This is a genomic window from Streptomyces sporangiiformans, assembly GCF_005768555.2.
GTDB classification, from domain to species: Bacteria; Actinomycetota; Actinomycetes; order Streptomycetales; family Streptomycetaceae; genus Streptomyces; species Streptomyces sporangiiformans.
Window position 1 is genome coordinate 35,169 of record NZ_VCHX02000170.1, and the last position, 10,081, is coordinate 45,249.

Sequence of the window (10,081 nt, forward strand, 5' to 3'; positions counted from 1 at the left end):
CGACTTCTTGACGCACGCCTATGCAAAAGGCGCATAAGTGATCCCGTGCGTCACGGATCGGTGACCGGAAAGCATCTGGGGTGGAACCCGCAGTGGTAGCCGCGATAGGCATGGACCCATGAGCAGCAACGGGGGAGCCTCCTACGGGGCCGATGAGCCAACGAGTTACGGTCTGCAACCGCCGCGGCCGGGTGTGCCCGGACAGCAGCCCGGGGCGCCCGGACCCGGCGGCGTCCCGTATCCCGGTAACCCGTACGCGGCGCCCACCCAGGTGGTCCCCGAGCAGCAGGTGCCGCAGGACCCCGGCGCCGGGCGCCTGATCGCCGCCCGCTATCGACTGCTGTCCAAACTCGGCCACGGCGGCATGGGCACGGTATGGCGGGCGAAGGACGAGACCGTGGACCGTGAGGTCGCCGTCAAGGAGCCCCGCGTACCGGACCACCTTCCCGAACGCGAACGCGCCAACGTCTTCGAGCGGATGCGTCGCGAGGCGCGCGCCGCGGCCCGGCTCGCCCACCCGGCGGTGGTGAATGTCCACGATGTCGCGGTGGTCGAAGGCCAGCCCTGGATCGTGATGGAACTGGTGCAGGGGCGTTCACTGGGCGCCGCGCTGCAAGAGGGCACGATCGGGGCGCGCGAAGCGGCGAGAATCGGCCTCGAGGTGCTCGGCGCGCTGGAGGCCGCGCACGCGGCGGGCATCCTGCACCGCGACGTCAAGCCCGACAACGTCCTGCTCGGTCCGCACGGTCGCGTCGTCCTCACCGACTTCGGCATCGCCCAGATCGAGGGCGAGACGAACTTGACCGACACCGGCGGGTTCGTAGGGTCGCCCGAATTCATCGCGCCGGAGCGGGTGTTGGGGCAGCGGCCCGGTCCCGCCTCCGACCTGTGGTCGCTCGGTGTCGTGCTGTACACGGCCACGGAGGGCGTCTCGCCCTTCCGCCGCAACAACACGCCCGCGACGCTCCAGTCCGTCCTCAACGCCACGCCGGCCGCCCCCAACGCGGCCAAGGGCCCGCTCGCCGACGCCATCACCGCGCTCCTCGACAAGGACCCGGCACGCCGCCCGAATGCCGCCCAGGTGCGCCGGCTCCTGGAAGAGGCCGCGCAGCCGCCCGCCCCGGAGCCGACCCAGGTGGCAGACCGCGTCCGGATCGCGGGCCCCGGCGGCAGGTCGGTCCGCGTCGGACGCAGGGGCTGGATCGGGATCGGCGCGGCGATGGTGGCGGCGGCCGTGGCCGCGTACCTGGTGATCTTGGACCCGTTCGCGGGGCCGTTGCCGGAGGGCTGGAAACGGCACAAGGAGAAGGACGTCGCCGCGACGCTCGTGGCGCCGCCGGAGTACGTGAGGGGCGAGCCGGATCGCTCCACGGACAAGGGGCACTGGGTCACGTACACCGACCCGAGCTACTCCGTCTCGATCGCCCTGACCCTGTACAAGAAGTCCGAGGACACCCTCAACGAGATCGCGGGCACGGCCAGTTCCGAGGCCTACCAGGACGCCGACGCCATGGAGAAGACGGACGACAGCTCCTTCTCCAACATGGCGGAGTCACCCGCGCCCAAGGCCGACACCACCGAGACCTCGTACGAGGGTGGCGAGGCGGCGGAGAACGTCATCACCTACGTCGACGACCAGACCGACGCGGACACGCCCCGGCCGCGCGAGGCCCGGATCTTCTACTACAAGACCAAGTCGGGCGACCTCTACAAGCTCTGGATCGACTACCCGGGCAAGGGCGACTTCACCGAACGTGGCCGCGAGGTGGCGAAGACGGCGATCGCCAACCTGGACATCGACAAGCCGTGAACCCCGAACTGGATTTTGACGGTCGGGCGCATGCCCGGCAGCGGTGGGCGGCGCGGAGCGCCCTGGTGGCCGCCGCGCTGGCCGTGATGCTGCCACTCGGGTACGCCGGGGCCGGGAGCCTGCTGCTCATCGCGCTCGGGGTGCTCGGTACCGGGCTGACCGTGGCCGCCCTCTGGTGGGTGCTGACCCATCGGGGGCCGGCCCGGGTCGCGGCCGGGGCGCTGGCACTGGTGACGCCTGCCACCGTCGTGGGGTTCTTCGCCGCCGCGCAGTTGCTGTGGGTCCCCGTCGTGTCCCTGGCGTTGTGGGGCTTCGCCGTCTGGGCCGGGAAGTACGCGCTCAGCAGTACCAAGTCGCATGTCGTGAGCGTGACCGAGTATCGGACTCCCGCCCCTGCCAGAGCCTTTCTCATCATGAATCCGCGGTCCGGGGGCGGGAAGGTCGAGCGGTTCGCCTTGAAGGAGAAGGCCGAGAAGCTCGGGGCGCACGTCCGGCTCCTCGACCCCGAGCGGCACGAGGACGTGGCCGCGCTCGCCCGGCGGGCCGTCGCGGACGGGGCCGATCTGCTGGGCGTCGCCGGCGGGGACGGTACGCAGGCCCTCGTCGCCGCCGTCGCCGCGGAGCACGGGATTCCGTTCCTCGTCGTCTCCGCCGGGACCCGGAACCACTTCGCCATGGACCTCGGGCTCGACCGGGACGACCCGGCCGCCTGCCTCGACGCGCTCACCGACGACGGGGTCGAACTCCGCGTAGACCTCGGCTTCGCCGACACGTATCCCTTCGTCAACAACGCCTCGTTCGGGGCGTACGCGGCGGTCGTGCAGAGCCCCGCGTACCGCAACGACAAGGTGCGTACGACGCTGGAGCTGCTGCCCGAACTGCTCACGCATCAGCGCGGGCCGCGGCTGACCGCCCGGATCGCAGAGACCGGTGAGCCCATGGATGCCGGCAAGGTCGCGGATGCCGGCAAGGCCCCGGATGCCGGGGACGCCGTCATCGACGCGCCCCAAGCCCTGCTCGTGAGCAACAACCCCTATCGCATGGACGATCCGGCGGGGCTCGGCTACCGCGAGCGGCTGGGGTCCGGAGTGCTGGGGGTTCTCGGCGTCAAGGTCGGGAGCGCCGCCGAGGCCGCCGGGCTGCTGCTGGGGCGGCATGCCACCGGACTCACGGTGCTCACGGCCCGCGAGGTGGTCGTCGACGCCGACCGCCCCGAGGTCGAGGTCGGTGTCGACGGCGAGGCCCTCGTCCTCCCCACGCCGGTACGCTGCCGTATCGAGCCAGGGGCCCTGCGTGTGCGCGTCCCGCACAACCGCCCCGGCGTTCCGGAGACCAAGCCGCCCCTGGACTGGCGCCGACTGCGCAAGCTCGCGGCGGCGGTGGGACGTACGGCCCTTCCCAAGAACCGGACCTTCCCCAGGGGCGGGACCCGTCTCTGACAACGCCCTGATCAGGACGTTCGTTGCCAGCGATCGCTGGCGCGGTGTGTGCAGTCCGTGAAAGCTGTTACCGGCGGGTACCCAAACGCCTCGTCCCGGCATACCCTGCGCCTCATGACGGACTCGCAGGCCCCGGAGCAGACCCCGGAAAAGACCGGCACGAACCCCCTCGCCCCCGCCCCCGAAGGCGCCCGCACGGCCGCCGACGTGGTCACACCGGAGCTGATCGCCCAGCTCACGCGTGGCGTGGCCGGTTCGGGTCGCACCGCCAACCACACGCCCTTCACCGGCGAGAAGCTGGCCGACCTGCCCGAGTCCACTCCGGAAGACGTCGAGCAGGCCTACGAGCGGGCCCGCGCCGCCCAGTACGTCTGGGCACAGACCCCCGTACGGCAGCGCGCCGCCGTCCTCCTGCGCTTCCATGACCTGGTGCTCGCCCGCCAGGCCGAGGTACTGGACCTGATCCAGCTGGAGACGGGCAAGGCCCGCCTGCACGCGCACGAGGAGGTCCAGGCCGTCGCGGTGGCGGCCCGGCACTACGGCCGCAAGGCCCCCTCGTACCTCCGCCCGAAGCGGCACACGGGCGCCGTCCCGACGCTCACCAAGGTCACCGAACTGCGTCATCCACGCGGTGTCGTCGGCCAGATAGCCCCCTGGAACTACCCGCTGGAACTCTCCGTCGGCGACGCGCTCCCCGCCTTCGTCGCGGGCAACGCCGTCGTCATGAAGCCCGACACCGAGACCTGCCTCACCGCCCTCTGGGCCCGTGACCTGCTCATCGAGGCGGGCCTGCCCGCCGACGTCTTCCAGGTCGTCCTCGGCGAGGGCCCGGTCGTCGGCCCGGAGGTCGTCAAGCACGCCGACTACGTCTCCTTCACCGGCTCCACCCGTACGGGCCGCGAGGTCGCCCAGAGCGCGGCGGCCCGCCTGGTCGGCGTCTCCCTCGAACTCGGCGGCAAGAACGCCATGCTCGTGCTGGAGGACGCCGACCTCGACAAGGCGGCGGCCGGCGCGGTCCGCGCCTGCTTCTCGTCCGCCGGTCAACTGTGCATCTCCATCGAGCGGTTGTACGTCCACGAGTCGGTCGCCGACGCCTTCGTGGAGCGTTTCGCGACGCGCACCAAGGCGATGCGGCTGGGCAAGTCCCTCGCCTACGGCGCGGAGATGGGCTCGCTGGTCGGCGAGCGCCAGCTGGAGACGGTGACCCGGCACGTAGAGGAGGCCGTCGCCAAGGGGGCGACCCTGGTCGCGGGCGGCGTCGCGCGCCCGGACATCGGCCCGTACTTCTTCGAGCCCACCATCCTCGACGGCGTCGAGGCGCCGATGGCCGTCTGCAACGAGGAGACCTTCGGCCCCGTCGTCTCCCTCTACCGCTTCAAGGATGAGGACGAGGCGGTGGAGCTCGCCAACTCCACGCCGTACGGCCTCAACGCGTCGGTCTGGACGAAGGACGGCCGCCGCGGCGCCAAGGTCGCCGCCCGGCTGCGTACCGGAACGGTCAACATCAACGAGGGCTACGCGCCCGCGTACGGCAGCGTCCAGTCGCCGATGGGCGGCATGAAGGACTCCGGCCTCGGCCGGCGCCACGGCTCCGAGGGCATCCTCAAGTACACCGAGGCGCAGACCGTCGCCCAGCAGCGGCTGCTGCCGATGGCGCCGTCGCTCGGCATGGACGACGAGAAGTACGCGCAGTTCATGAGCCGCAGTCTCCGGCTCATGAAGGCATTCCGGTTCCGTTAGCCGACTCAGGGGCGCGGGGCCGTGACATATGCGGCTCCGTCGCGTGGACGCGACCGGCCACAGACGGCCCGCACCGCACACTCAAAGGGGAGACAGCAGGTGCCACAGGACGCTTACGACTACGACGTCATCGTCGTCGGATCGGGCTTCGGCGGCTCGGTGACCGCCCTGCGCCTCACGGAGAAGGGCTACAAGGTCGGCGTCCTGGAAGCGGGCCGTCGCTTCACCCACGAGAGCCTCCCGAAGAACTCCTGGGACCTCAAGAACTACTTGTGGGCGCCGAGACTCGGCATGTACGGCATCCAGCGCATCCATCTCCTGGGCAACGTCATGGTGCTGGCGGGCGCGGGTGTCGGGGGCGGTTCGCTCATCTACGCCAACACCCTCTACGTGCCGCCGAAGCCCTTCTTCGAGGACCCGCAGTGGAAGGACATCACCGACTGGCAGGAGGAGCTGAAGCCGTACTACGACCAGGCGCGGCGGATGCTCGGCGTACGGCTCAACCCCACGATGACGCCGTCCGACGTCCACCTCAAGGCGGCCGCCGAACGGATGGGCGTGGGCGACACGTTCCACCTGGCGCCGGTCGGAGTCTTCTTCGGTGACGGCGAAGACGCCGACGGCACCGCGAAGGCCGGTCCCGGACAGCAGGTCGCCGACCCGTACTTCGGCGGCGCCGGCCCGGCCCGCAAGGCCTGCACCGAGTGCGGCGAGTGCATGACCGGCTGCCGGCACGGCGCGAAGAACTCCCTCGTCGAGAACTACCTGTACCTCGCCGAGAAGGCGGGCGCGGTGGTCCATCCGATGACGACGGTCGTCTCGCTCACGGACGACTCGCAGGGCGGGTACGCCGTCGCCACCCTCCCGACCGACAAGAAGCGCAAGGGTGAGGGGCGGATCTTCAAGGCCCGCCGGGTCGTCCTCGCGGCCGGTACCTACGGCACGCAGACCCTGCTGCACCGCATGAAGGCGGGCGGCCAACTGCCGTACGTCTCCGGCAGGCTGGGCGAGCTGACCCGCACCAACTCCGAGGCCCTGGTCGGCGCGCAGACCGACAACCGGCGCTATCGCAAGGCCACCGGTGAGGCGAAGGTCGACTTCACCCGCGGGGTCGCGATCACGTCCTCGATCCACCCCGACGAGAACACCCATGTCGAGCCGGTCCGATACGGCAGGGGCTCGAACTCGATGGGCGGCCTGTCCATCGTCCAGGTCCCGTACGCGGAGCGGTCGTCGAGGGTCCTCGGCTGGCTGGCCCATGCGGCACGGCACCCGCTGCTGGTGGGCCGCTCCCTCTCCAACCGCCGCTGGTCGGAGCGCACCATCATCGGCCTCGTCATGCAGTCGCTTGACAACTCCCTGACGACGTATCTGAAGCCGAAGGGCGCCGGCAAAGGCCTGCTGACAGCCCGGCAGGGGCACGGCGCGCCCAACCCCAAGCAGATCAGGGCGGCTTCGGAGACCGCTTCGGCGATCGCCGCGGAGATCAACGGCTTCGCGGGCAGCAACGTGGGCGAACTGATGGGCACGCCGCTGACGGCACACTTCCTGGGCGGCTGCCCGATCGGCGCGTCCTCCGACGAGGGCGTCATCGACCCGTACCACCGGCTGTTCGGGCATCCGGGCATCTCGGTCGTCGACGGCGCCGCGGTCTCCGCGAACCTGGGCGTCAACCCGTCCCTGACCATCACCGCCCAGGCCGAGCGCGCCATGTCGTACTGGCCCAACAAGGGCGAGGCGGACCCGCGTCCGGCGCCGGGGGCCGCGTACGAGCGACTGAAGCCGGTCGAGCCCCGGTCACCCGCCGTCCCCGCGGACGCCTTCGGCGCGCTGAAGCTGCCGTTCCTGGGGATGCCGGCGGTGCCGCCGAAGAAGTAGCTCCGGCACGTTACCCGCAGCCGCGCCACCCGAACTCCGGGAAAGACGAAGGACCTGCGCCCCCCTCCGAGCGCAGGTCCTTCAAAAGCGTTACGCCTTACGCGTCAGCAGCGAGCCTTACGCGTCGCTGCCGGCCTTGCGGCGGCGCACGGCGAACACGGCGCCCGCACCGGCGACGAGGGCGACACCGCCGACGAGGCCGACCATCGGCAGGGCGGAGCTGGAGCCGGTCTCGGCGAGGTTGCCCGTCGGCAGGTCGGAGACGCTGCCCTGCGGCTTCTTCACGGAGTCCTTGGTGCCCTTGTCGCTCGGCTCGGCCTCGCCCGGGTTCGGGTTCGTGGAGCCGGCCTTCAGGACCTCGAAGTCGTACTGGGCCCAGCCCTCGGCGATGCAGTCCTGGCCCTTGATGTTGTCCAGGTAGGCGCCCGAGCCGAAGGAGTAGGCGTCGCCGGCGGGGGCCTTGGCGTCGATGCTGACGCGCAGGTCGACCTTCTCGCTGGCCTTCGCCTTCAGCTTCTCGACGAAGAAGAAGTAGTCACCGGCCCAGGCCTCGTCGCCGATGCGCTCCCACTTGCCCGACTCGGGGTTCTTGAACTGCAGGTTGACGTACGGGCTCAGGAACTTCGCCTCGTCGAGCTCGTAGTTCTCGATCTCGGCGTAGAAGGCGACGCCGGTGATGTCGGCCTTCGAGTCGTTGGTCACGACCAGCTTGAAGGAGTGGAAGCCGTCGCCCGCGACGATCTTGCCGGGCAGACCCTTGATGTCCGCGGAGACCTTGGCGTCGCCGAAGTTCTCGTCCAGGTCCTCGCAGAACGGGACGTCCGGGGAGCCCGGGTCCTCGCTCGGCTCGGGCGTCGTGCTGGCCGTGGGCGAACCGGTCGCGCTCTCGGTCGCGGATGCGGACGCGGACGGGGACGCCGTGGACGAGGGGATCTCGCTGGTGGGGGCAGCCGTCGTCGGGGCGGACGTCGTGCTCTCCGTCGCGGATGCGGACGCCGTGGCCTCGTCGGAGGGCGTCGCGGTCGCGGAATCGGTCGGAGTCGGGTCCGTCGCGAAAGCGGCCGGAGCCGAAAGCAGTGCGAGTGGTGCTATGACGGCCGTCGCGGCCGCTGCGGCCATGGCACGGCGAAGCTTCATCAAGACCTCAGAAAGTCCGGCGTACCGCGGCGTGGCGGTACGAGTTAGTGGAGACCGCCGCGTGTGGGGGCCGCGGGTGTGGCCGTGGGTTCCGCAAGTGAGACACGGGGCGGTGGTGAATGGTTGTAGGCGCGTTCACAGAATCCTCATGTGCCGTGCGTCACATCGAGAGCGTCGAGCGGCGCGCGCCCGACCGGGCAGGCTTTGACGCATCTGGTCCGGACGGCCGGGTACGGCTCGTGGAAAACGAAGGTCACGAAGGTGGGAACGTGAAGGCAAGGATGTCGCGGATCATGGCGGTCGCATCGGCCGTGGTCGCCCTGGGATTCACCGTCGCGTGCGGGGGAGGCGGCGGGGCTGGTGGCGGGGGTGGCGAGGATGACAGCGACGCCGAGAAGAAGCCGTCGAAGGGGGCCACGCGGGCGGCCGACGACGCGAAGGAGCCCGCGGAGGAACCCACTGGGGAGTCCACGGAGGAGACCGCGCAGAACCCGGAGCGGGATCCGGAGCAGGAGCGGGATCAGGGGCGGGATCAGGATGAGCCCCTGACCAAGGCTCAGTTGAAGAAGGCCGCACTCGCGACGGGTGACGTCAAGGGCTTCCAGGTCGCGGAGATGCCCGCGGCGGACATCGTGAAGGACTCCGTTCCCGCGAGCCCGGCCGCGTGCCAGTCGATAGCGGACATGTTCCTCTATACGACGAACCCGGCCTCGGAGGCGTCCGTCGGCAGCACGTTCGCCGCGGACGACGCGCAAGACGCCTCGACGACCTCGCTCGCGCTGCTGTCGTATGCGAAGGGCGATGCCGACAAGGTGCTCTCCGAGCTGCGTACGGCGGCGAAGAAGTGCACCGCGTACAAGCACACCGACTACCAGTACACCGGGGTCAAGTCGCTGGCCGACCCGGACCTCGGCGACGACGCCGTCGCGTACCGGCTGATGACGTCGATCGAGGGGCTGAAGGCGCCGGCGGCCTTCACCGTCGTACGGAGCGGGACGACCGTGGTGTCCTTCAGCACGATGGCCGTGTCGGACCCGGACAAGGTCAAGATCCCGTCCGCGATCATCGAAGCGCAGATGGAGAAACTGGAGGAACTGGAGAAGCGGTGAGTCCAGGTGAGCGAAGGGCCCCGCGGGACGGATCCGCGGGGCCCTTCGTGGTCAGCACCGACGTCAGGGCAGCGTCGGTGCCGGGGAGCGGCGCCGGGGGGTAGCGCCGCTGGCTTCAGTGGTCCCGGTGGTGCGGTGGTTCCCATGTGCGGATGGTTCAGACGCCCGCTGGTCTCCGCCCCGGCGCACGTGGGGAGCGTGCGTGGTGTAGACCATTGGCAGTGAGACGATGCAATGCGGATGTCTGTGTTCGGGACCGGGTGCTGTTCGATTTGGCTGCTCTACGCATCGTGCTTGATGGGCCGCGGCCTCCGCAACCGTTTCGACCGCCCTTGCACAGTTTCCGCAGGTCGGCTCCGGGCGTCCCCGGAGCCGACCTTCTTTTGCGTGACCGGGCTGCTGTCCCCTGCCGTCCGGTCACTTCTGCCGGAGCGAGGTCCCACGGCGCACGTCCGCACGCCTCATCTCGCTCCAGCGGAGCCACGCGTGGTTCTTCAGGGCCGCCCCTGGCTGGCACGGACATCGGGACCAACGAAGCCCGTCGCGAGCGGTCACGCGCCGTACGAGTGAGGGGCATGGGTACGTGCGTGCGCCGGACTCAGATGCGGCCCCGGCACAGCTCCAGCAGCGTCATCGCCAGCGACGTGCCCGGCTTGCCCAGCGCCCCCCTGTAGTGGCCGAGGATCTCCATCTCGCGCGAGAGGTTCACCCGTCGGCCGCCGGAGGCGATCCGTGCGTCCTGGACCACGGCCGAGACGGCCATGCGTTCCTGTACGAGACCGATGATCCGGTCGTCGAGCGCGTCGATGCGCTCACGGGCGCCGGTGATCACATCGGCGGCCTCGTCGGTACGGGCGCCGGTCTTGTCGAGTACGTCAGCCATGGGTGGGGCTCCTCTTCGGGTTTCGGAAGGGCTGCCCCGGGGCGGCGAGGTCCGGATACGCCAGGCGCCCCGGGCCTTGTCGGCC

7 protein-coding genes are annotated in these 10,081 nt (G+C 70.4%); 5 read left to right on the plus strand and 2 right to left on the minus strand.

Annotated elements, in window-relative coordinates; all coding sequences use genetic code 11:
• The first annotated feature begins 118 nt into the window (after window positions 1-118).
• The 4 genes from FGD71_RS29420 (at window position 119) to FGD71_RS29435 (ending at window position 6,867) form a co-directional block, all read left to right on the plus strand.
• A complete protein-coding gene (locus FGD71_RS29420; protein ID WP_119103575.1) occupies window positions 119-1,810 on the plus strand; it encodes a serine/threonine-protein kinase in 1,692 nt (563 codons plus the stop codon).
• The gene (locus FGD71_RS29425; RefSeq protein WP_240436831.1) at window positions 1,807-3,249 is read left to right on the plus strand and encodes a diacylglycerol/lipid kinase family protein; all 1,443 of its coding nucleotides are present in this window, start codon (window positions 1,807-1,809) and stop codon (window positions 3,247-3,249) included. The genes FGD71_RS29420 and FGD71_RS29425 overlap by 4 nt, the downstream gene beginning before the upstream one ends.
• A gap of 114 nt (window positions 3,250-3,363) precedes the next feature.
• On the plus strand, window positions 3,364-4,989 hold the full coding sequence (locus FGD71_RS29430; protein WP_119103576.1) for a succinic semialdehyde dehydrogenase: 1,626 nt from the start codon (window positions 3,364-3,366) through the stop codon (window positions 4,987-4,989).
• Between the two features lie 99 nt (window positions 4,990-5,088).
• Window positions 5,089-6,867, plus strand: a complete 1,779-nt coding sequence (locus tag FGD71_RS29435; RefSeq protein ID WP_119103577.1) for a GMC family oxidoreductase N-terminal domain-containing protein — start codon at window positions 5,089-5,091, stop codon at window positions 6,865-6,867.
• A gap of 117 nt (window positions 6,868-6,984) precedes the next feature.
• On the opposite strand, the gene FGD71_RS29440 is transcribed toward FGD71_RS29435, so the two are convergent.
• Entirely contained in the window at window positions 6,985-8,004 is a 1,020-nt protein-coding gene (locus FGD71_RS29440) for an LAETG motif-containing sortase-dependent surface protein (protein WP_119103578.1), read from the minus strand.
• 293 nt (window positions 8,005-8,297) lie between these two features.
• Here FGD71_RS29440 and FGD71_RS29445 point away from each other — a divergent pair, with 293 nt between their 5' ends.
• Window positions 8,298-9,113, plus strand: coding sequence for a hypothetical protein (locus FGD71_RS29445; RefSeq protein ID WP_240436832.1), 816 nt, complete (start codon window positions 8,298-8,300; stop codon window positions 9,111-9,113).
• A gap of 598 nt (window positions 9,114-9,711) precedes the next feature.
• Here the strand turns inward: FGD71_RS29445 and FGD71_RS29450 are convergent.
• A complete protein-coding gene (locus FGD71_RS29450; protein WP_119103580.1) occupies window positions 9,712-9,996 on the minus strand; it encodes a chorismate mutase in 285 nt (94 codons plus the stop codon).
• Between the last annotated feature and the right edge of the window lie 85 nt (window positions 9,997-10,081).